General features: G+C 61.6%; 22 protein-coding genes and 1 tRNA gene. 11 read left to right on the top strand and 12 right to left on the bottom strand.

The window, feature by feature from the left end; all coding sequences use genetic code 11:
• Window positions 1-92: 92 nt before the first annotated feature.
• Together ACR3FE_RS10145 and ACR3FE_RS10140 are read right to left on the bottom strand one after the other, a co-directional pair.
• The gene (locus ACR3FE_RS10145) at window positions 93-1,109 is read right to left on the bottom strand and encodes a histone deacetylase family protein (RefSeq protein ID WP_458206993.1); all 1,017 of its coding nucleotides are present in this window, start codon (window positions 1,107-1,109) and stop codon (window positions 93-95) included.
• A complete protein-coding gene (locus tag ACR3FE_RS10140; RefSeq protein ID WP_458206992.1) occupies window positions 1,106-1,537 on the bottom strand; it encodes a histone in 432 nt (143 codons plus the stop codon). The genes ACR3FE_RS10145 and ACR3FE_RS10140 overlap by 4 nt, the downstream gene beginning before the upstream one ends.
• 139 nt (window positions 1,538-1,676) lie before the next feature.
• On the opposite strand from ACR3FE_RS10140, the gene ACR3FE_RS10135 reads away from it, so the two are divergent.
• Entirely contained in the window at window positions 1,677-1,883 is a 207-nt protein-coding gene (locus ACR3FE_RS10135) for a hypothetical protein (RefSeq protein WP_458206991.1), read from the top strand.
• A gap of 60 nt (window positions 1,884-1,943) precedes the next feature.
• Here ACR3FE_RS10135 and ACR3FE_RS10130 read toward each other — a convergent pair whose 3' ends face one another.
• A complete protein-coding gene (locus ACR3FE_RS10130) occupies window positions 1,944-3,431 on the bottom strand; it encodes a single-stranded DNA binding protein (protein WP_458206990.1) in 1,488 nt (495 codons plus the stop codon).
• A 166-nt stretch (window positions 3,432-3,597) separates the two neighbouring features.
• The gene (locus ACR3FE_RS10125; protein WP_458206989.1) at window positions 3,598-4,140 is read right to left on the bottom strand and encodes a hypothetical protein; all 543 of its coding nucleotides are present in this window, start codon (window positions 4,138-4,140) and stop codon (window positions 3,598-3,600) included.
• Between the two features lie 164 nt (window positions 4,141-4,304).
• On the opposite strand from ACR3FE_RS10125, the gene ACR3FE_RS10120 reads away from it, so the two are divergent.
• Window positions 4,305-4,377 (top strand) — tRNA-Arg (locus tag ACR3FE_RS10120).
• Window positions 4,378-4,491: 114 nt separating this feature from the next.
• Here the strand turns inward: ACR3FE_RS10120 and ACR3FE_RS10115 are convergent.
• Complete coding sequence (locus tag ACR3FE_RS10115; RefSeq protein ID WP_458206988.1) at window positions 4,492-5,241, bottom strand: class I SAM-dependent methyltransferase; 750 nt, start codon at window positions 5,239-5,241, stop codon at window positions 4,492-4,494.
• A gap of 364 nt (window positions 5,242-5,605) precedes the next feature.
• Entirely contained in the window at window positions 5,606-5,971 is a 366-nt protein-coding gene (locus ACR3FE_RS10110) for a DUF7344 domain-containing protein (RefSeq protein WP_458206987.1), read from the bottom strand.
• Window positions 5,972-6,071: 100 nt separating this feature from the next.
• On the opposite strand from ACR3FE_RS10110, the gene ACR3FE_RS10105 reads away from it, so the two are divergent.
• From ACR3FE_RS10105 to ACR3FE_RS10095, 3 genes are all read left to right on the top strand, one after another.
• Window positions 6,072-6,689 (top strand): DUF309 domain-containing protein, encoded by a 618-nt coding sequence (locus ACR3FE_RS10105; RefSeq protein WP_458206986.1) that lies wholly within the window; start codon window positions 6,072-6,074, stop codon window positions 6,687-6,689.
• Window positions 6,690-6,782: 93 nt separating this feature from the next.
• On the top strand, window positions 6,783-8,198 hold the full coding sequence (locus tag ACR3FE_RS10100) for an APC family permease (RefSeq protein WP_458206985.1): 1,416 nt from the start codon (window positions 6,783-6,785) through the stop codon (window positions 8,196-8,198).
• Window positions 8,191-9,414, top strand: a complete 1,224-nt coding sequence (locus ACR3FE_RS10095) for a M20 family metallopeptidase (protein ID WP_458206984.1) — start codon at window positions 8,191-8,193, stop codon at window positions 9,412-9,414. Before ACR3FE_RS10100 ends, ACR3FE_RS10095 begins: the two co-directional genes overlap by 8 nt.
• Window positions 9,415-9,759: 345 nt before the next feature.
• Here ACR3FE_RS10095 and ACR3FE_RS10090 read toward each other — a convergent pair whose 3' ends face one another.
• Together ACR3FE_RS10090 and ACR3FE_RS10085 are read right to left on the bottom strand one after the other, a co-directional pair.
• On the bottom strand, window positions 9,760-10,953 hold the full coding sequence (locus tag ACR3FE_RS10090; RefSeq protein WP_458206983.1) for a redox-regulated ATPase YchF: 1,194 nt from the start codon (window positions 10,951-10,953) through the stop codon (window positions 9,760-9,762).
• A 102-nt stretch (window positions 10,954-11,055) separates the two neighbouring features.
• Window positions 11,056-12,093: an N-acetyltransferase DgcN family protein gene (locus ACR3FE_RS10085; protein WP_458206982.1), complete on the bottom strand. Its 1,038-nt coding sequence runs from the start codon at window positions 12,091-12,093 to the stop codon at window positions 11,056-11,058.
• Between the two features lie 169 nt (window positions 12,094-12,262).
• On the opposite strand from ACR3FE_RS10085, the gene ACR3FE_RS10080 reads away from it, so the two are divergent.
• Both ACR3FE_RS10080 and ACR3FE_RS10075 read left to right on the top strand, forming a co-directional pair.
• A complete protein-coding gene (locus tag ACR3FE_RS10080) occupies window positions 12,263-12,952 on the top strand; it encodes a helix-turn-helix domain-containing protein (RefSeq protein ID WP_458206981.1) in 690 nt (229 codons plus the stop codon).
• A 382-nt stretch (window positions 12,953-13,334) separates the two neighbouring features.
• Window positions 13,335-14,012, top strand: a complete 678-nt coding sequence (locus tag ACR3FE_RS10075; protein ID WP_458206980.1) for a class I SAM-dependent methyltransferase — start codon at window positions 13,335-13,337, stop codon at window positions 14,010-14,012.
• A 59-nt stretch (window positions 14,013-14,071) separates the two neighbouring features.
• Here the strand turns inward: ACR3FE_RS10075 and ACR3FE_RS10070 are convergent, their stop codons facing one another.
• The 3 genes from ACR3FE_RS10070 to ACR3FE_RS10060 form a co-directional block, all read right to left on the bottom strand.
• Window positions 14,072-14,998: a sulfide-dependent adenosine diphosphate thiazole synthase gene (locus ACR3FE_RS10070; RefSeq protein WP_458206979.1), complete on the bottom strand. Its 927-nt coding sequence runs from the start codon at window positions 14,996-14,998 to the stop codon at window positions 14,072-14,074.
• A 131-nt stretch (window positions 14,999-15,129) separates the two neighbouring features.
• Window positions 15,130-16,251, bottom strand: coding sequence for a CAF17-like 4Fe-4S cluster assembly/insertion protein YgfZ (ygfZ, locus tag ACR3FE_RS10065; protein WP_458206978.1), 1,122 nt, complete (start codon window positions 16,249-16,251; stop codon window positions 15,130-15,132).
• Window positions 16,252-16,291: 40 nt separating this feature from the next.
• Window positions 16,292-16,588, bottom strand: a complete 297-nt coding sequence (locus ACR3FE_RS10060; protein WP_458206977.1) for a DUF6432 family protein — start codon at window positions 16,586-16,588, stop codon at window positions 16,292-16,294.
• Window positions 16,589-16,771: 183 nt separating this feature from the next.
• Here ACR3FE_RS10060 and ACR3FE_RS10055 point away from each other — a divergent pair, with 183 nt between their 5' ends.
• Window positions 16,772-17,242, top strand: a complete 471-nt coding sequence (locus ACR3FE_RS10055) for an Lrp/AsnC family transcriptional regulator (protein WP_458206976.1) — start codon at window positions 16,772-16,774, stop codon at window positions 17,240-17,242.
• Between the two features lie 128 nt (window positions 17,243-17,370).
• Window positions 17,371-17,754, top strand: coding sequence for an ArsR/SmtB family transcription factor (locus ACR3FE_RS10050; protein WP_458206975.1), 384 nt, complete (start codon window positions 17,371-17,373; stop codon window positions 17,752-17,754).
• A gap of 96 nt (window positions 17,755-17,850) precedes the next feature.
• On the opposite strand, the gene ACR3FE_RS10045 is transcribed toward ACR3FE_RS10050, so the two are convergent.
• Window positions 17,851-19,251 carry a dihydrolipoyl dehydrogenase family protein gene (locus tag ACR3FE_RS10045; RefSeq protein ID WP_458206974.1) on the bottom strand — a complete coding sequence of 467 codons (1,401 nt, stop codon included), beginning with the start codon at window positions 19,249-19,251 and terminating at the stop codon, window positions 17,851-17,853.
• Between the two features lie 433 nt (window positions 19,252-19,684).
• On the opposite strand from ACR3FE_RS10045, the gene ACR3FE_RS10040 reads away from it, so the two are divergent.
• Together ACR3FE_RS10040 and ACR3FE_RS10035 are read left to right on the top strand one after the other, a co-directional pair.
• Entirely contained in the window at window positions 19,685-20,824 is a 1,140-nt protein-coding gene (locus tag ACR3FE_RS10040; protein WP_458206973.1) for a multicopper oxidase domain-containing protein, read from the top strand.
• Window positions 20,825-20,828: 4 nt separating this feature from the next.
• Window positions 20,829-21,857 (top strand): halocyanin domain-containing protein, encoded by a 1,029-nt coding sequence (locus ACR3FE_RS10035; protein ID WP_458206972.1) that lies wholly within the window; start codon window positions 20,829-20,831, stop codon window positions 21,855-21,857.
• Window positions 21,858-21,869: the final 12 nt, after the last annotated feature.

Below are 21,869 nucleotides of genomic sequence, written 5' to 3'. Positions count from 1 at the left end.
ATCACGGTGCCAGCAAGAGAGCCTCGGAAATTCCATAGAAAACGAACAATATCTCGAAACCCACCTCGCCCACGCACCCTGAGCTGTAAATCCTAGACCGGGTCCAAGAGGGGGTGTGACCCACGAACTTCGGAAACCAGTTCCTCCACGTCGTCGTCTACCTCCTCGTCGGAGATCACGGGGTCCATCCCGTCGAACACCTCGTGGACGATCGCAACGCCGTCCGAGAGCGTGTCGAGTCCGTATCCACCTTCGAGAAGGAAGCCGAGGGCTGCCCCTGCCTCGTCCGCCACGTCCCGACCGTGGGCTGTCAGCATGCCGTACCCATCCGTCGAGACGCGCATCCGCGAGATGGGGTCGTGACGGTGGGCGTCGAAGCCCGCACTCACCAGCAACAGGTCTGGGTCGAAGGCGGCAATCGCAGGCGCGACGAGTTCGTCGAAAACCACCCGGTACTCCGGGTCACCCGACCCGGCGGGGAGCGGGACGTTGAGTGTCGTGCCCGCGCCGTCGTCCGTCCCGGATTCCTCGATCTCGCCAGTACCGGGATACAGGCCAGCCTCGTGGATCGAGGCGTAGAACACGTCGCCATCGTCGTAGAAGATGTCCTGCGTGCCGTTACCGTGGTGAACGTCCCAGTCGAGGATGGCGACGCGCTCGGCGTCACCCGAGTCGATGACCGACTGGGCTGCGACTGCAGCGTTGTTGAAGAAACAGAATCCCATGGCGTCGGCGACCACGGCGTGGTGTCCCGGTGGTCGCCCCAGCGAGAATGGAGTCTGTCGTCCGTCGTCGCCCGCCAGCGCTGCCTCCGCGACCCAACAGGCCAATCCAGCGCTTTCAAGGGCGGCGTCCCACGTCTTCTCGACAGCGACGGTGTCAGGATCCCAGTTTCCACCGCCGCTCGCGCAGAACTCGCGAAACTCGTCAACGTAGTCCGCGTCGTGGACGGCGGTTATCTCGGACTCTGTCGCCGGGTCGGCTTCGATGTACTCGACGCCGTGTTTGCGCGTGAGCGCCTTTCGAATCGCACGTAGGCGATCCGGGTTCTCGGGATGACGCCGTCCTGTATCGTGTTCCAGGCAAACTTCGCTGTAGCCGAACTTCATTCGAACAGCCTAAAGTAGGTCTCGATGTCTTCGCCCTTAACCGTTCGCCGGTCGGCGTGGTGCGCGAGAGTCGCCGCTGCCGCTGCGACGTTATCTGCGTAGTCTTCGAGGATGTCCGCCAGCGCGATTCGCGCATCCATGGCGACACGGTAATCGTCGTCGATGTCGAGGCGGGCGATCCGGTCGACTGGTGCGACCGGCAGAGTGAGGGAGTCTTTGTCGATGACCTGTTGGACACCGAAATCCTCGGCCATCAGTGTCTTCCGTCCATCGGCTGTTGCCTGTTCTGCGGCGTCTGTGGCCAAGTCTGCCCCGTGAACTTGGATGCGACGCGCGAGTTCTTCGGCAGCACCTGCACTTACTCGAAGATTGCCTGCGTTCCGTCGGATGATCGTATCGACCGGCGCAAACGGAAGCTCAACGCTCATAATCCAACAGCGGGAGTCAGTCGCCCTTAATCTTTCCCTACCGGCGTTCGCGGCAAATCGTACTCGACCGGAATGAGGCCGAAGTCGAGATGTGGCCGCCAGCACGAATAAGAGAGTCGAAGCCAAACCGTTTGCCACGATGAGTGACCCACACGAGCGTGACCGAACGATGGCGAAAGAGAAAGAAGAATCGGAGGACGCAGAAGGAAAAGAAGAGGTAGAGCAGGCTCGTGAGGACGAACTCGAAGACGAGACGGACGTCGAACACGATCAGGCACGCGAAGATGCCGCCGCAGACGAACAGAACGTAGACAACCACCGCGACGAAGAGCCGTTCGAGAGCTAGCTCCTCGAACGTGAGCGGAAGAGAGTTGTTCGAACGGTAGAGAGTCGAGTCGCTCGAGCGTTAGAACACGTCGTCGGCGTCGAGCGTTCCATCGTGAAACTCGCCTCGCGCCGTGACTTCTTGGCCGAGATGAACGTCTGCCTCCGTCTCGACGCTCACCGTTTCTTCACCGTCATCCAGAACGACGGGGTTACCAGCCTGAACGACAGTTCCGGTGAACTCGACGTACTCGCTGCCTTCGTCAGTTGTCGTGGTTGTATCGTCGTCTGCCGGGGTGGTCGAAACGGTTTCCGTACTACCGGAAACGGTCGCTGCACGCTTCGATTCGGTCGCTGTCGATTCCGTATCGGTAGATTCGGTGTCGGTGGACTCGGTTTCAGTGTCGTCACTGAACGCACCGAGGCCGGTCGCATCGCTCTCGTCCGAAGTCGATTCAGTCGGCGAACTGCTGTCCAGGACGGTGACCGTCGATTGCCAGCCTGCAGAGCCTTCGATATCGTCCGCCCAGCCGTCTTTGATGTCGATATCCGCGAACTGGACTTTGTCGCCGGGTGCGAGTTCGCGGTCGGCTTTCTCTCCCCAGAGCGCGACACGGATGTCACCCGTCTCGTCCTGCACGCGGACGTTCTTGACCTGCCCTTCCGAGCCATTGTCACGGTCGAAGGTACGTTTCGGGTCTGACGAGCGGATCACGCCCGCGATATCGACCGTCTGGCCGATCTGGAGCGCTTCGACCGGTGTGCTCTCGGGAACGTACTCGATGTCCGCTTCGACCTCCTCGACAGCACCTCGGTTTCCGACGTGAAGTTCGAGGCTCCCATCTCGTTCGCGTACGTAGCCGTCGACGATTTCGACGGAGATCCCCGGTTCGAGTTCCTCCGCGATGTCGGCCCGCTCGTCCCAGAGCGTGACCCGAATCCGGCCCGTCTGGTCACCGATGGTCAGGTTGGCGACCTTCCCCTCCGACCCGTCGTCGCGGTCGAAAGTTCGGACGGAGTCCGTATCGAGGAGTTTCGCCTGGACGTTCACGTCCGAGAGGCCGAGCGAGAGGTCGGAGACCGCGTAGGTGTCCTGCACTTGCACGTCGATCTCGGTGTCGTCGTCGGGTTCGGCCTGATCGACGCTGACCTCGGTACCGCTGTAACCGTCCTGTGGACGACCTTTGATGCGGAGCACCTGCCCGGGTTCGAGTTCGTCTTCCGCGGCTTTGGCCTGTTCGTCCCAGAACGAGATTCGGATCGACCCCGTCTCGTCCGCGACGTCGACGTTCAGGACGTGACCGTCCTCGTCGTCCCCGTCGCGTTCGAACGTCCGGATGTCACCGATACTCGTCACCTTGGCGACGAACTTCGCTTCCTCCATGCCGGGTTCGATGTCGGCGACCCCGTTCACTTCGTCTTCGCCCATCTCGTGGGCGATGAGCATCGCGGCGGTCTCTTCGTCCGCGAGTCCACCCATCTGTTCGACTTTTTCCTCGACGGCATCCCGGAATTCCTCCAGAGAAATGTCGGCGTCGAGGTCCCCATGTACGTCCTCTATAACGCCCATAATCGTACTAAGGTGGTCGGTTGGCCGTCGCTTAAGCGTTGTCTTTGTGTCGGCAACCCGACGCTGCCGGGTGATTTCGATACGTTTCGGCTCACAAACAGTACTGGGTGCGTCTTCCCGGATAAAGGTACGCTTCGACGGTTGCCGATCTATTCGAGTCCGAAAGCTACGTTCCGTCGCTGGTCGTGGTCGTCGTGGAGGTCGTGGTACCTTGCCCGGTGGTCGTCACCGTCTTCGTCTTGCCAAGGCTCTCGTGGACGACCGTCACTGATTTCGGGAGGGAGCCGTCGAACGCGAGCGTGGCCCGGTATCGGAGTTCGGTGATGCACTCCGAGCAGGCGGTCGTACCGTCTTTCTTCTTCGTCTTGACGGAGACCGTCAACTCCCCGGACTCCATCTTCGCGCCCGCGAGCACCGGTTTCGCACACGAGTCGCTACCGCTGATGGTTCCGGTGACGACGACGTTCGACTGGTCGAACTCGACCGTGGCTTCGTTCGTCGGATTGCCGCAGTTCGTGTCGAGGATCTCGAACGAGCGTTTCTTGAGCGTCGGTTCCGCGGTCGTCGTCGTAGTCTGGTCTCCCGACCCGTCTGACCCGTCGTCGGGTGCCTGATCACCTGGTGCGGTGCCACCCTGACCGAGACAGCCAGCGAGGAGACCGACGGTAACTGCTGCCCCCGTCTGTTTGAGGATCTCCCGTCGTTGCATACGAGGAAACAACACCCACGTTGTAAAAACACTCCCGTAAGCGAAAACGATGATTTGAGTTACTCGCATATTCTCGCCGAATAAAATGTTTGGTCGTGTGTCACCCCCGCACGGCACCTTCAGACCGTAACCCCTATAACCGAAACCGCGAAAGGGATGAATGAGTCCTGGTAGGGTAGTGGACTATCCTCTTGGCTTGCGGAGCCAGGGACCGGAGTTCAAATCTCCGTCAGGACGCTCACTTTCGTTCGCGACCTGACGTGTCTCACGCTCGCTACATTCGCGTGAGACTCCGTCAGGACGTTTTCAGGAGACAACTTCGACGAGCGGAGCGAGTCGTTATCTCTCGACTCACTTCCGTGCCCGAATCAACACCTTCTCGTTATCGAATCCGTCAACAGCACCGTCTTCGAGCGTGACGCCGTAGACCCTCTCGGCTTCTGGCTGTCGGACGAGTTCGTCCAGTGTTGCCCGTCGTTCTTCGTCGGGATTCGTCCGCTCGACCCACGATTCGTAGTCCAGTTCCTTTCGCATGGTCGCCGATTCTTCGATGGTGAATTCCGCCTCGCGGAGCCAGTCGTGCCATCGCTCGACCGAGACGGCTTCCCCGTGGCTCGAGTCGCGCAGGTGTTCGAATCGATTGAAGAAGTCGGCCAGGTGCTCGTCGTCCGGTGCGACGTTGTCCTCGAACGCGAAGATACCGTCCGGCGCGAGCACGCGGGCGACCTCGCGGACGAACGCCCGTGGATTCGGGAAATGGTGGGCCGCGATCCGGCAGGTGACCGCGTCGAAGGTGCTGTCCGCGAATGGGAGTCGCTCCGCGTCGGCGACGACGCCAGGTACCTCGAACGTCGTCGTGGCGGTTTCGACCATCGCGGGGGTCGCGTCTGCGGCGACCACGACCGGGATATCCACGTCCGCAAGTGCTCCGGCGGTGTGTCCCGCGCCACAGGCAACGTCGAGTGCCCCTGTCGCGCCGTCGCACCACGAGGCAAGCAGTTCGAGGTCCGCACCCGACCGGTGGACGTCACTGTCGAGGTAGGCGCTGGCGAGCTCGCCGAACGACGCCGTCGTCTCGCGTTTCTGTTCGATATCGTCCATACTGGATCGAGGTCTGTCGGCAGTATGATCGTTACCGTCGAGTCAATTCTGGCCGCAGGAACCTCGTGTATGCTCTGGCCGGTCGTGATATGCTTTCACAGTCCATATGTACTGCAAATCGTGACACTTTTGAACTTCGCCTCAGTATTTACTCGTGTATGAGTAAAGTTGAGAACTACCGATTGTTCGTACAGGATCTCAAGAAGTGGGCCGTGAAGAAGACGGCAAAGTAGAGTAGAACACCTTTCTTCTGCGCGGTGAACGCAGTCGAGATACAGAGTGAGGGGTGATAGCGTTTAGCGATGCGTTCTTACACGAGTCGTCCAGCGACGTATCCGTACACGAGCCGTCAGGTGGTGCTTTTTTACGAATCGTTCCCGAACGGTCGCTCTATCCGCGCCGCGAGGAGGAGGAAGAGGCCGAACAGTTTGCCCGGTTCGCGGAATCGAGCCATCCCCGTCCTCGAATCGTACTCGACGACACCCGCATCCGCCAACTTCGGCATATCGACGTTTCGCAGGCGAATCAGTATCTGTTCCCGTTCATCGTCCGTCACATCGTCCAGCGATTTCTCTCGTTGCCACGCCGCGACCTGTGTAGCGATCTCGTCGATTTCGGCGGAGCCGTCGAGTCCATGGAGATAGTAGAGTACGTATCGACGTTGCTCGTTCGCTAACAGTCGAAACGTTTTGTTCAGTGTATGTTCATCGATAACCGACCCCTGGAGCATCGCTTTACCGTCTGTACGATAGCCGCGCGAATAATCATTGTGGTTTGCTAACACCTCTCGGTTCGGAAGGAATTTTCTCGTCCGGCGAGAATGCGGCGGTATGGACGAGTCTCTCCGTGCCGGTATCGCCATCTACAACGCAGGAGAGTTCCACGCGGCTCACGATGCGTGGGAAGACCACTGGCTGGAACTCGAACGCGATTCTCCCGACGAGCGATTTCTTCACGGTCTCATCCAGTTCACCGCGGCGGTGTACCACGCCGACGACTCGAACTGGGAGGGAATCCAGGGGTTGGCCGAGAGTGCCGTCGCGTATCTCGACGGATTGCCAGCGGAGTACCGTGGTGTCGACCTCGGTGCAGTTCGACCGTACCTCAGAGCAGTCCACGACGACCCCGAGCACGTCGAACGAACCGCCCCACCGAGGCTGACTTATCAGGGGCGCGTCCTCCACCTCGACGATCTCGATCTCGAGGAGTCTGCGATCGCCGCCCTCGTGCTCGCCGAGGAGTTCGGATACGACGAGGAAACCGTCGAGCGAGCTATCGAGTTCGCCAGCGACGACATCGGTTTGGGTGACGAAGGTAGTCGATTTATCACCCTCGTCATGGATTTCGTGCGCGAAGAAGACGATCGGGGACTCGTCTTCCAACGACTTCGCCAACACGTCGAACGACGTGATTCACGGGAACGAGATGTGGACGGCCTGTTCGAGTGAGTGGCCGGAATTCGTCCGCTAAGCCGTCATTTCTGGACACCCCGTACATGCTAGGGACGGGGACTATACCGCGAGATAGTCGCATGTCACCATATGTCATCCTCGCATGACAGCACACGTGGCAGAGACGATAACAGTCTCTCGCGTGACATGGGACTGTTCGGGGCGATGAGTACTGTCGTGGCAGGAACGCTCGGTGCCGGGTTGTTCGTCACACTCGGCACCGCGAGTAAAACGACCGGACCGAGCGTCATCCTCGTGGTGGTGCTCTCGGGAATCCTGGCCATGGCCATCGCGGTTAACTATAGCTGGATGGCGACCATCTTCCCCGCCGCTGCCGGGTCGTACGCATACGTCTCGCGGACGTTCGACAGCAGACTCCCCGGTTTTCTGGTGACGTGGTCGAAGTGGCTCGGGTATATGGCCGCCGACGCGGTTCTCGCGCTCGGGTTCGGGAGCTATCTACAGGTATTCTACCCCGGAATCGACCCGAAGATCGCTGGTTTCGCACTGCTCACGATCCTCTTCCTCGTTAACCTCGTCGGCACGAAAGAGTACAGCATCTCGCAGAATGCCATCTTCGCCGTGCTGATGCTCGCCATCCTCGTCCTCGTGATTCCGGGGTCGTTCACCGTCGACCCCGCGAACTACCAGCCGTTCTTCACGGGTGGGTTCGACGGGTTCGTCGCTGCCGCCGTCCCGCTGTTCTACGCCTACATCGGTATCGCGGTCGCGGGGCAGATGGGCGCAGAAGTGAAAAATCCCTCTCGAAACCTACCGCTGGCGATGGTTGGGGGAACGTTCACGCTCATCGTCCTCTACATCTGGACGGCAGCCGTCATCTACGGCGTCGTCGGGGACTACACCGTGCTGGCGAACTCGGAGCGCCCGCTTGCGACCGCGGCCGAGGCATTCCTCGGCGACAGTGCTACCGCTGTCGTCGCGTTCGGTGGACTCCTCGCCACCGCATCGAGCGTCCACGCGGTGATGGCGGCGGGCATCAAGATGCCCTACTCGTGGTCGTGGGACGAAGTGTTCCCGAAGCAGTTCTCGGCGGTGAACGACCGGTTCGGCACGCCCCACTGGTCGCTGGCGACGCTGTACGTCGTGGCGGCAGGACTCACGTTCTGGAGCACCGGGCTGACGCAGGCGCTCGCGATCGCCACGTTCAGCTACCTCATCGCGTACTGTGCGGTGTCGATAACCCTGCTCTACGTGCGAACGAATCGTGCCGACCTCGTCGAACAGGCAGGCTTCGATTACGGCTGGCTGACGCCCATCACGGGGATCATCGGGACGGTCGGTGCTGCAGGCCTGCTGACCCAGGCGTACAAGGGCTCACTCAATATCTACGTCCCGTGGCTGATCGTCGGGATGGTTATCTTCGGCGCCTACTGGTGGCTCGGTCATCTCCGCGGAACCGACGTGAGCGAGATCCTGGAGACCCTGCCCGGCGTGGCGAGCGACGAGCGCGACTCGAACGTCCGGGAGGTACCGACGGATGACTGAGGCCCTCGAAGTCGAGACGATCGACCCCGACGCGACCATCGACTTGCTACAGGAGATGGTTCGCATCCCGAGCCCGTACTTCGAAGAGCACGAACTGGGCGAGTTCGTCTACGACTGGCTCGACGAACGGAACCTCGACCCGGAGTACCACCCCGTCCGCGAACTCGACATCACGGGGTACGAAGGAAACAACGTCATCGCGCGACAGGAGGGGAGCGACCCCGACGCACCCACCCTCCTGCTCAACGCCCACATGGACACCGTCAAACTCGTCGAGGACTGGGAAGAAGACCCCTGCTCCGGGCGAATCGAGGACGGTAAGATGTACGGTCAGGGGGCCTGCGACATGAAAGGCGGTCTCGCCGCCATCATGGTCGCCTTCGAAGCGTTGGCCGAGAAAGACCTCGCTGGCGACGTGCTCTTCACCGCCGTCGTGGACGAAGAAGGGCCGTACGGACTCGGCAGCGACCGCCTCATCCGCGATGGCCTGACCGACGACTGCGATGCCGCCGTCGTCACCGAACCCGGTCCGATCCTCGCACAGGAGGATATCGAGAACCCCGCGCTCCTCCTCGGCGCACGCGGGCGCTACCTCCTCGACATCGAAGTTCGCGGAAAAGCGGCCCACGGCTCGCAACCCCACAAGGGCGTCAACGCGATCGTCGACGCAGGAAAGGTGGCCGATGCCCTGAACGAACTCGAAGTCGGTTCGCACCCGAAACTCGGCGAGGGGTCGGTCTGCCCACTCTTGCTGGAAGGTGGCAGTGAGACACTCTCGGTGCCCGAGCGCGCCCGGCTCGTCGTCGATCGCCACGTCGTCCTCGGTGAAACCGAAGAACTGGTGCGCGAACAGGTCGAGGACGCCATCGAAGCCCTCGACATCGAGAGCGAGGTCGAAGTTGGCTCCCGTGAATCGCCGGATCCGAACATCTACTACGGCCCCTACGTCACCCCCGATGATCACGACCTCGTCCAGTCGCTGTCGGGCGCGACGGAAGTGGTCGCAGGCGTCGAACCGGCGCTCGGCTACTTCGCCAGCGTCGGCGACTTCAACTACTTCGGCGACCGGGCCGATCTGCCGACCGTCATCGTCGGGCCTGATGGCGAGAACATCCACAGCGCAGGCGAGTTCGTCTACACCGACGAGGTGGTCGAGACGGCACGAATCGTCGCCGAGGGTGCCCTGCGGTTCGTGGGCGACGGGTCGAGCGTGTAGCTCGCGACCGAGATCGGAAGGCGGCGTCGTTTTTCCCCTGTTTCGAAGCCAGTACACTTCAGTACACTTCAGTACACTTTAATACATGCGCTTCGATAGTCCACCCACGATTTGAACGCCCGAGGGACGTTCTCGGGACAAGGACGACACCGAATATGATCTTTTTTGGCGAGTGGGTTGCCGCGGTATCGTCGTCTTCGAAAGTCCCCGGTCGTTCACGGTGCTTCACGCCGTGAGCTCGGGAGACGCCGTCACCCGGTGCTCGCCCCACCGGGTCGGACTCACTGCGCTCGTCCGGTCGCTGCGCTCCTCGTCATGCTCAAGAGATGCTCCAAACCTATTTCACTACTGACCAGTGGAGACGATCTCGACGACAGACCGGTGATCCAATTCCGAACTCGACCCGATCTGGCGCTTGCTCCGGCAGTCGATGCCATGCAGGAACCCATCGCCGATGTCGCTATGCAGGTGGTAGGCGAAGTCCTCGGCAGTCGAACTGCCGGGGAGGAGGAAGCAGTCGCGGAAGACGCCTTTCTCGCTGGCGCTGCCGTTCGCCGAGCCGGGGAACACCGCGATGAGGTTCAGTTCGTCGAACAGGGCGGCTTCGATGGCGCGCTGGACGCCCGTGCCGTGGAATTCGGTGGTGAACTCCCGAATCTGTTCGAGTCCTGCTTCCTGTTCGTCGCTCACGTCGCCCGTGATCTCGAAGTCGGTGTCGCCCGCGCTGTACTCCACGACACCCTGCTCGTCGGCCTTCTTGAGTGCTTTCTCCGCGTGTGCGCTCGCGGGGACGATGGTGAGGTGTTCGTAATCCGGGTCGGCAGTGATGTCGTCGTAGTTGGCCTGCGCCTCGGGGGTGTCCATCTTGTTCGCCGCGATGACCATCGGTTTGGTTCGCTTGCGGATCTCGCGGGCCAGTTCCTCGCGGTCGGCGGCCTCCCATGTATCGGGGTCGAGTTCGAGACCGAGCGAGAGGATGATCTGTTTGATCTCGTCCTTGTTGGTCTTGAACGCGGACATCTGCTCGGCGAGATCGACTTCGACGTGCTTCTCGTCGCCGTCGTAGCCCGAGTGATAGCGTTCGATCCCCTTCTCCAGAATCTCGAGATACCACATATCGAGTTCGTTTTCGAGGAAGGCGATGTCTTCGCGGGGGTCGTGGCCCTCGGTGGGTTCGCCCTCGATGTCGGTCGTGCCGGAGAAGTCAACGACGTGAACGAGCACGTCGGCTTCGTTCAGATCGGTGAGGAACTGGTTGCCGAGCCCTTTCCCTTCGTGTGCGCCCGGAATCAGCCCTGCCACGTCGACGAGTTTCGTGGGGACGTAGCGCGTTCCCTCCTCACAGAAGCCGACGCTAGGGGTACACGACTCCTCGAACTCGGGTGCGGCGCAGTTCACGCGGACGTAGGCCTCACCGACGGCGGGGTCGATGGTCGTGAAGGGATATGCACCCTCCGGGACGTCGTTCATCGTCGCGGCGTTGAAGAAGGTCGATTTGCCCACCGAGGGCTTCCCGACCAGACCGATCTTGTAGCTCATTAGACCGGATTGGGCCATCCGAAGGTATAGGAGTTTTCAAACGTTGACACGACTGCTGGATGATACCGAGTCACGCGCCGAAGTTTCCCGGATCGGTCGGTCTTATAAACGCTCCCGGACCGCCGTGAGGAGGTCGTCCGCCCCACCTTCGTCGTAGACGTTGGCCGCAGGAACCGGATAGTCAACGTCAGCCGGGTCGGCCCACGTCGAAATCGCGGCGACCGTCGCGTCCGAGAGTGATTCAACGAGTCCGACTTCTTTCTCGACACCCGCGACGGGCCACTGGTCGAAGTGCGTCCTGCGGTCGCGGTCTGGCTGGTCGGCCAGCACCACGGCGTCGGGCCACGCGCCGTGGAGGATGGAGAGTGTGACCCCCGAGTAGGCACGGTGGGTGAGTGCGGCTTGCCCTTCCACGAAGACGATATCGTGGTCTTCGGTGACAGCGTAAACGAGGTCTTCGACGACGCCTGCGGTGAAATCGGCGGGGACGCGGTCGATGACGACGCCCCGATGTGCGCCGACCATGATTCCCGTCTGGCCGGTGGCGACCCAGCCTGCGTTCAGTCCGGCGCGCTTCGCCGCGCGATAGAGTTCGAACGCCGTCGTTCGCTTGCCGACCGCGCAGTCGGTTCCGGCGGTCAGCACGATGTCGGCGTCGGCTTCGTCCACGCGACCGTCGCCGACGCGAAGGTCGTCGTCCTCGGGTGGTTTCCGAACGTCGAAGAGGCGAGCGTCGTGGTCGGCTGCGAGCGTTCGCCACGACTCCTGCTCGGAGAGAAAGACGTGGAGACCAGAGACGATATCCAGATCAGCCTGGATGGCTTCCTCGATATCGGCGACCCATTCGTCGGGGAGCGCACCGCCAGCAGGTGCGACGCCGATGACGAGCGCTTCGGCGTCAGGCGCGCGTTCGAGGGCGTCGCCCGTGGAGGCGACGATAGGGACATCGCCGACGTCGGGACGGTCGAGCACGTTTCCCGCGTCCTCACCAGTATGTGTCGAGTCGATCACCGCCCGTGCGTCGAACAGTTCGCTGTGCATGACGACCCCGTTGGCCGTCTTGCCGTCCATCGTTCCGAACGCACCTTCCGCGAGGACGATCGCGGGTGCAGGAGCGTCGAAGGCGTCTCGGAGATTCATGTGCTAGACAGACGCACACCGGACGAAAATACCACCCCCTTTCATGGACGGGGTGATGACAGTAGCGAGGGAGTTCGGGAGAAAGTATCATCTAACTGATATTCGATGAGGAAAATATATCAGAAATTCAAAAAATAGTTTTTACCCGTCCCGTGTCTCTTTGTCACAGATGGGCACACCGGAGACGACGGGACTCAGGGTGACACTCGACATCTGGCATCCCGACTGCTGGACGTTGGAAGTCACCGACAAGACGGTCGCGGGCCTGCTCGGGCACGGCGTTCACACCATCGATGGGATGGCGACCGGTCGCTTCACCGCGTACGGTAACACACAGAAGGAGGTGGACGCACTCATCGAGACCGTTCGGGACTCCGACCTCACCGAGTCGGTGTGGGAGACGGATCACCCGCACACGACGGAGGATTCGATCGCCTTCGGGAGTGCGAGTCGCGGCATCGTCGTGCGGTACGACCTGCAGAACAGTATCAACGATGCGCTCGTCTCGCGGGGGTTCATCCCGGACGAACCGGTGCGGATGTACGGCGGACGCGAGTACTGGACGGTCATCGTCGAGGCTGGCAAGGACGAACTCCACGAGCGGATCGAAGCCGTCTGCGAGGAGATGGACGCCGATATTCGGGTGCGCCACGTCGCGACCGCCGAGACGGGGCCGGGAATCCTGCGGACGGACGATCTCTCGGAGCGCCAGCGAGAAGTGCTCGAACTGGCACGACGACGCGGCTACTACGAGTGGCCCCGCGAGGTGACTGCATCCGAGTTGGCGACGGAACTCGATCTCTCGAAGACGACGCTCTTAGAACACCTGCGGAAGGCCGAGGCGAAACTCCTCGGATGAACCGGTGAAACGACGGAAGATCGGATTTGGCATCCCGTTAGTACATTTCAGTAGATGTCAGTACATTTCGGTACATTCCGCGGCTTCTTTCGAACGTTTCACTCGTCTCACCTGGACGAACGCGTTTCAGACGTGGTGCTCTCTTCCGGAATAGCGAGCTACCGCAGTAGCGGTGTCTTCGAAATCCCCCGGTCGATCGACTCAGGTGACATGCGAGGGCTTCGCTCTCGCTAGCTAAGCACCGCCAACCGAAGGAGCGGAGTTCTCGTGAACGACCGAAAGGAGCGAACGAGGTAAGGAGCGAAACGAGGTAAGGAGCGAAACGAGAATCGAACCGCTCGCCGCCCCCGTTCTTTTGACGAATCCCGTCCTACAAGCAGGTATGGCACGGAGTGGAACCACTGCCGCCCAGCAGTTCTACGGGCGGTGGGCGCGGCTGTACGACCTCCTCGCAACGGCGACGCCCGGACTCACCCGACTGCGCGAGCGTGCCGTGGCGATACTCGATCTCGCGCCGGGCGATACAGCCGTCGAGATGGGCTGTGGCACCGGTGCGAACATCCCACATCTCCGGGAGCAGGTCGGCCCAGAGGGGCAGGTGATCGGCGTCGATTTCACGCGGGGGATGCTCGAACAGGCACGCGACCGCGTGGAGCGCGAGGGATGGGAGAACGTCCACCTCGTCCAGGCCGACGCCGCCACGTTCGAACCGAACGAGGCGGTGGATGGCGTCCTCGCCACGTTCGTCATCGGCATGCTGGACGACCCCTACACGACGGTCGGACACTGGACGGACTGGATTCGCCCCGGCGGGCACCTCGCCCTCCTCGACGCAGGGCAGAGCACCCACCCCTTTTCGTGGCCCGTGAACCAGGCTTTCCGCGGACTGGTCGTCGCCTCCACACCCGGCGGTGGGTTAGACTTCGAACACCCACCGTGGAGCGTGCTGGACGAGCGGATCGCGGAGGCACGGCGCGTGCTCTCGGAGCGCGCGACGGACGTGCAGGACAGCGAACACGTGATGGGTGTGGTTCGCATCACCGGCGGGCGGTTGCCGTAGCGAGAAAGATCGAATCAGTTCTGGGAGATCGACTCCGGAAAACCGAACCCGGAAGCCGCTCAGTCGTCTGCGGGCGATGGGGTGGCCGACATCTCGACCGTTCCGCCGACACCGAGTTCGTCGAGCGCGACCTGTGCGGCGCGCTTGCCCGAGAGGAGCATCGCACCGAAGGTCGGTCCCATCCGGGTCAGCCCGTAGGTCGTCGCGGTGGCGAGACCGGTGGCGACGAGACCGTCGTGAACCTTCCCGGCGTGTTCGACGACTTCGTCCTCGCTCTTAGCGACCCACATCGAGTCGTGGCCGGGCGAGTCGTGGCCGGGTGCGCCGTACTGGTCGTCTTCGGTCTTGTCCATGCCCGTGTTGTACTCTTTCGCGTGGCTGAGGCCGGGCGCGTCGAGGACGCCGCGTTCCTGGAGTTTCGAAACGACGACTGCGTCGTGGCCCGTCGCGTCGATGACGAGGTCGGACTCGACCGCGATGGGATCGACGCAGGTGAGTTCGCGCGGCAGGGCGTGAACTGGCGTCCAGTTCATGACGACACCGCCGACGCTGTGGCCCTCGCGGACGACCACGTCGGTGAACTCGGTCATGTTCTGCATCTTCGCGCCCGCGGCACAGGCCGATTCGATGAGTGCGGAGCAGGCGTGCGGGCCGTTTGCGACGTACAGCCCCTCTGCCTCGTCGGACTCCTCGTACGGGACGCCGAGTTCGTCGAGCACGGCCTGGGATGGGTCACGTACCGTGACCTTGTTCATCAGGAATCCGCCGAGCCAGAACCCACCACCGAGGTAGTTGTTCTTTTCCACGACCATCGTCTGGACGCCGCGCTCGCCGAGTTCCTTCGCCGCCATCAAACCGGACGGGCCGCCGCCCACGATGATGACCTCGCTCTCCGAGAACTCGTCGAACTCCTCGCTCCACGCACTGCCGATGGCTCGCGTGACTTCCGCTTCACTGACGTCTGCGAATCCTTCGAACTCTTGCATATCACCTAGTGGTATCATGGAGTGATTAAAAACAGTTTTGTTCCGTGTGTGACAGAGAAGTCACTCGAAACACCCGAAATCCGATTTCAGAAAAGAAGTCTACCGTATCTACGTCATTATACCGTCCTGCCTCAATCGTACTGCGGCAGACGACCTGACGGATCACTGCCCTCCACGAACGGGAGCGTCACCGATTCCGCAGACACGTCCTCCCCATCGACTCGTACCGTCAGTTCGGTTCCTTCCGTCACGTTGTAGTCCACGAGCGCCAGGGCGACCGGTTCCTCTCGGGACGGACTCTCGATGGCACGGGTGACTTCGCCGACCACCTCGTCGCCCTCAAAGACGGCGGCCCCCTGCTCCGGGACGGTTTCGGGCAGGAGTCCGGCGAGTCTGCGACTCGGCTGGCCGCGGTTCTCGACGCGCGAGACGACCTCCTGACCGACGTAACAACCTTTCTCGAAATCGAGGGCGTTCCGCAGACCGAGGACGTTCGGAATCTCGCCGTCGAGTTCGAACTCGAAGAGCGGCGTTCCGGCCTCCAGCGTCAGCGACTCCCACGTCCTCCTGCCGAAGGGTGCGGCGTTCATCCCGCGAGTGAGCAGGGTGTCGAAGACGAGTTCCACGTTCGAGCGCGTACGACCCATCTCGTCTTCCGTCTCGCCCGTGGTGCAGACGACTTCGTACCCCTCCTCTCCCGTCGGCGCGTCGGTTCGGATGACGGTCACGCCCACGTCGGACATCTTCCCGCGAACGAACGAGAGCTGCTCGTCCGGCGTGCCTGCGCGATTCAGAACACTGGCGACCTTCTCGGTTGCAGTGGGGCCGTGAACACCGAAGACGGCGAACTGGTCGGTCGCCACCGTGATCTCTACGTCCTGGATGAACACTTTCTCGCGCCACTCCTCGGCGAGCGAGGTCGCTTTGCCGGGTGCTGTAAAGAGCAAGAGGCTGTCGTCCGTACAGTAGACGTATATATCCAGTTCGATGCGGCCCTGTGGGTCGAGGAGGAGGGCATAGGTTCCCTGTCCGTCTGCCGTCGGAATCGAGTTCGAGACGACGTTGTCGACGAACTCGATACGGTCGTCGCCGGAGACGACGACGATACCGTAGGGCATCTCCGTGAGGCCGACGCCGTTTCTGACGGCGTGATGGGTGCGCTCGGGTTTTCCGTAGTCGCGCGGAACCCGGCGATTCCCGACCGAGCAGAACGTCGCGCCGTGGTCGGCGTGGATTGTTTCGAGAGGGTTCATACACCTATTCGAAGTCGTGGCCGGGTAAAAACGTCGGATGTTACAGCGGTAAACGGTCGATGATGCGGTCGACGATGGATGGCTCTTCGCCCTGTTCGTCGGGGTCGGGGATGACGCGCTCGTCCGGTTTGATTCGCGTTCGACCGTTCTGCGTTTTCGCGTTGATCAGGTCGTCCTCCTTGAGATTTCCGAGGGCGTCTTCGAGGTCGTCGATGTCGGCCTCGACGTGCGACCGAAGTTCGAACACCGTCATCCCGTCCTCACTCCGGTCGACGAGGGCGTCGAGCACCCGGACTTCGATGTCCGCGCGGCGTCGATACTCCCGCTTGGCCTTCATATTCGTCTCTATGTCCCCCCGGTTTTTAGCCTTACCTGCACTCAGCCCGTGAGTCGACGAACAACAGTCGAGTAGTGGATGGGATGCCCCTGAGTACTGCAGACAGGAGATCTCGATTTTCACCCATTCGTGTATGAGAAATCGGAAGAAAGGGCCATGACGACCAACCACCATAGGTATCACATGTCATCCCACGTTCTGGATGAGATCGACAAGGGGATTCTGTACGCACTCCAGCGCGATGCCAGGAACTCGACGACGACCGAACTCGGGAACCAGTTCGACGTTTCGGCCAGCACCGTGAGCAACCGGATCGACCAACTCGAATCGGACGGCATCATCACAGGGTATCAAGCGACGGTCGATTACGAAGGAGCTGGATTTCCCCTGGACGTATTGATGGTGTGTACTGCCCCCGTCGCTAAACGAAGGGATATCGCCCACAAGGTACGTGACATACCGGGAGTCGTGAACGTGCGCGAACTGATGGCAGGAGAGAACAACGTTCGGATAGAAGCCGTCGGCGCGTCCAACGACGACCTGACCCGTATCGCTACCGCACTCCCCGAGCTAGGGTTAGAACACCGAAACGAGATACTGATCCGCAATCAGTATTTCCAGCCACTGAAGCAGTTCCAGATAGATGGAGATTGACGCTCTTCGGTACGGAGATTGGAACCATTTCGAAGGTATATAAACTGGTTTGAAAGTTTCACAGATATTGTGTCCGGGATATCAAAATAAGTTATGATAAAGGCATCACCACATCTGTCTGTCGAACGATGCCTAGTTCACCAGAACGACGAAAGCGCGAGACCCAATGCAGAGAACTGACAGAAGGCCCGCAGGAAGCATCACGTGCCGACATCACGCTCGACGCGCTCTTCCAGTTACTGAGCGATCAGATCCGGCGTCGGATACTCCTGCTGTTATCGACGGGTGAACAGAACTACATAGCGATCGACGAGCTATCCGACGAACTGATAGCCCGAGGAGTAGAGATGCCACGACGGACACTGTCTGTCGATCTGCACCACGCCCACATTCCACGATTAGCCGATGCAGGATTACTCATCGTTGACCGGGAATCGGGAACAGTCCGGTATCGTCCGGACACACGGGTCGAAACCCTATTGAAGGTGGTCTCGATATTCGAAGGTCGGTGACTGAGTCGGTGTCACCGCGTGCTGGTTCGAAGGTATCGACAACCATCGGGTCGACCAGTGCGACGGATCGTTACTCCTCAACGAAGGCGTGATACGTTACCCCTCGATCTTCGCGCTCGCGTCCCGGAACAACCCATCCAGAATCTCTGGCGTCGTCGGGTGGTAGGCACGGTCGGGGATGTCGCGCACGTCCATCTCGCGTTCGACGACGACCTGCATCGTCTTCGCCATCACGTCGGCGTGGTAGTGGAGTCCCTGATAGCCGAGCACCGTTCCGTCGTCCGCATCGACCACGAGTTTGGCGAGTCCCTCGGGGGCATCTTTCGTCTTGAAGACGCCGTCGTCGCTCGCGCGGCGCGTCACTGCGACGTAGTTTCTGTCCTCGGCAGTCGCCACGCGCTCCGAGAGACCGACCCTGGCGAAGGGGTAGACGCCGACGCCCGAGAAGATGACGTGGTGGTGGACGTTCTCGTACTGGTCGAGGTCGTCCCCGCGAGCGTGCGCGAGGATATTATCTGCTGCCGTGAATCCCTGCTCTTTGGCGACGTGGAGGATGGGTTCTTTCCCGTTCACGTCGCCGACGACGAAGGTTCGGGGGGCGTCGCGGGCCTGCATGGTGTCTTCGACCCAGCCCGGCCCCGGTTCGAGCGCGGTATGTTCCAGTCCGAGTCGGTCGAGGTTCGGTCGCCGACCCGTGAACAGAAAGAGCTGGTCGGCGTCGATAGCGCGCGCTTCGCCGTTCTGCTCGACGTGGAGACGAACCCCGTCGTCGGTGGCTTCGACGCGTTTCTCGTAGGTTTCGGTGAGGACCTCGATGCCGAACTGCTCACGGTAGATGTCGAGCAGTTCGTCGCCGAACGGTTCGTCGGCTTCGTCCAGCGGTCGCTCGTCGTGTTCGATGACGGTGATATCCATCTCCGCCGCCTCGCTGAGATAGGGGACGAGTTCGAGTCCGACGTAGCCGAATCCCATCACGACGCCAGAATCGGGGAACTCGGTGGCGTCCAGCACGTCCGCACTGGTCATGTAGTCCACGTCACCGATTCCGGGGAGGTCGGGGACGTTGACGACCGACCCCGTGCCGACGACGACGTAGTCGGCTTCGATCTCGCGCCCATCGACTTCGACCGTGTGCTCGCCGACGAACCGAGCGGTGTCGTGGTAGAACTCGACGTTCTCGCGCTCTGCGAGGTCGCGAACCGCGGCGCGGCGGTGCTCTGCAAAACCGAGGGTGTGCTCGTCTTTCAGATCGACGACCGACTCGATATCCACCTCCGGCGTCCCCGAGAGCCGGGAGTCGTGGCGAGCCTGGAACCGGTGGGCCGCCGCCGACAACACCTCTTTCGAGGGCATACAGCCCCGGAGGATACATAGCCCGCCACCCGGTTCGCCGTCGTCTACCAGCGTCAACTCGACGTCCGGTTCGTCCGCGAGTTGCTGGGCGACTGCGACGCCTGCGCTTCCGTACGCGCCGATGATGAGTACGTGGACTGCCATATACCGTGCAATGCGCGACGGAGGTTTATGGGTTGAGGTGGCGGCGGGAACGGTAGGTAGCTGGGAGACGAACGATTCGACGGAAGTGGGCGGGGTCGGTGTTGTACTGAAATGTACTGTTTTGTACTGGCGACGAGTTCGGGTTCTTCGAGGACGCCGTCACGTCGTCGGTAGCGTCGTCACGAAACGAATGGCCGGTGTTCGAACGTCCCAGCGGAAGTGGTTCGAACGTTCCAGCGTACCACCAGTGTCAGAAACCAGCCTCGAACCGTCCGTAGTCCCAAGAACTACCAGATCGAGAGGTAACTCGCAACACTAATATCCGAATGCTATGCGCCCACATACCTCTATTCTCAGTTTCTGAGAACGGGTCTCAAGACGTGGGAACGAGCTTTCCGACTTATGACCCTTCTACTCAAAGACCAAATCGTACATGAAATCTAAGGTTGGCGCACCTGGAAGCGGTATCTCGCGACGCGATTTCGTAAAGGCATCCGGCGCAACGGGCGTTGCGGCAACTGCAGGCTGTGCGGCACCTGCTCAACCAGAAGAGCGGGACAACAAGGTCGCTGCCCAACAGAACGCCTCACTTCCGACGACAAGCCCCCCACAGGTCGTCGATCTGGACGAACTCGGCCACGAAGTGACGATGCGATCTGTCCCCGCCCGACACGAAGTTCACCCCCTCGACAACATGGGTGGCCCGGTGACGCTCCCGCATACGTGGGCGTTCCAGGCGAACGATCTCCCGCCGAGCGTTCCCGGCCCCGTCCTTCGCACGACCGAGGGCCACGACCTGAAGATCACGCTCGACAACACGAACATGAAGAACCCGCACACGCTGCACTTCCACGGCGTCCGCAAATCGTGGAAGAACGACGGCGTGCCGACGACGACGGGCGTGACCGTCAAACCCGGTGAGAAACACACCTACACCATCCCGGCGAACGTGCCCGGTACCCACCTCTATCACTGCCACTACCAGACGCCGATGCACATGGAGATGGGGATGTTCGGTATCCTCCGCGTCGACCCGAAAGGGTACGAAGAGGCCGACAAGGAGTACTTCGCCACCGTCCGTGAGTGGGACTCCCGCCTCTCGCGGATGTACGGCGGCGAGGATGCGAAGTTCGACCTCACGAACCGCCGCGCGGACGTGTTCACCGTCAACGGCAAGAGCGCGCCGCGCACGCTCCACCCCGAGGATGGAACCCCGTTCATCGTCGAATCGGGCGACACCGTCCGCATTCACTTCGTCAACGCCGGGTTCATGGAACACCCGCTGCACACGCACAATCACCGCTTCAAGATCGTCGAGAAAGACGGTGCGGACTACCCGGAGGCGCTCCAGTTCAAACAGGACGTGGTGAACGTCGCGCCCGCCGAGCGATACACGCTCGAATTCGAGGCGGACGCCGACCCCGGCATCTATCTCATGCACTGCCACAAGGTCGACCACGTCCGCAACGGTGCGTCGTACCCCGGCGGGATGCTCTCGGCCATCGTCTACAAAGAGGCGATGGGCACGGACATCTTCAAACAGCTGATGGAGTACGCAGGGTACCAGGGGTGAGACGATGACCGAGATAGGACGACGGGACGTACTTCGCGGTGCGGCAGGGATGGCAGCACTCTCGGTGCTCCCCTCGGTTGCCAGCGCGGCCCAGTCGGTCGTGGACGAGACCGGCCAGAAGAAGGTCACGGTCGAAGTCGGAGCAGAAGGCAACGGCGGGGCGTTCGCGTTCAGCCCCGCGAACGTCCGAGTCGATCCCGGCACGACCGTGATATGGAAGTGGACCGGCAAAGGCGGTATGCACAACGTCGTAGCGGACGACGGCTCGTTCGGGAGCGACATGCTGAGCGACGCGGGCGCGACCTTCGAGCACACCTTCGAGAAGGAAGCCGCGTTCGAATACGCCTGTGAACCGCACCGGGCGATGGGGATGGTCGGCACCGTCCTCGTCGGCGATGCGACGCTCGCAGCAGGCAGCGAACAGACCACCACGGAATCCGCCGACTCGACGGATTCGACTGACTCGGCAGAATCGACGGACGAGTCTGCCCTGTCTGACCCCGACTACGGCGACTGGTTCGGCGACGTCGATAATTTCGACGGAACCGTGGACATGACCGGAAAGAAGACCGTCACCCTCGAAGTCGGGTCGGAGGCGAACGGCGGGGGGTTCGGATTCGGCCCCGCCGCCGTCCGAGTCGACCCCGGAACGACGGTGACGTGGGAATGGACCGGCAACGGTGGTTCACACAACGTCGCGGCGGAGGATGGCTCGTTCAAGAGCGACATGCTGAGCGATGCGGGCGCGACCTTCGAACACACTTTCGAGGAGAAGGGAATCACAAAGTACGCCTGTGAACCCCACAAATCGATGGGGATGAAAGGCGCGGTCGTCGTCGGTGGGAAGGGCGGCGTCGCACCTGCGGAATCCGGACTCTCGACGGGTGAACTCGCGCTCGGTGGCAGTCTCGTGACAGCACTGCTCTCGCCGATCGTGTTCGCACTCTTCCTGTTCGGGCGACGCGGCGGGGAGACGTCGGCACCCACGCGGGAGTCGACCCCGACACAGGGTGCGAAACGGCCACAGCCCTGAAGACGTCTCACG

Source organism: Haladaptatus rarus (genome assembly GCF_054177585.1).
The sequence above is the reverse complement of the archived record's forward strand: the minus strand, read 5'-3'. Positions and strand labels throughout refer to the sequence as shown.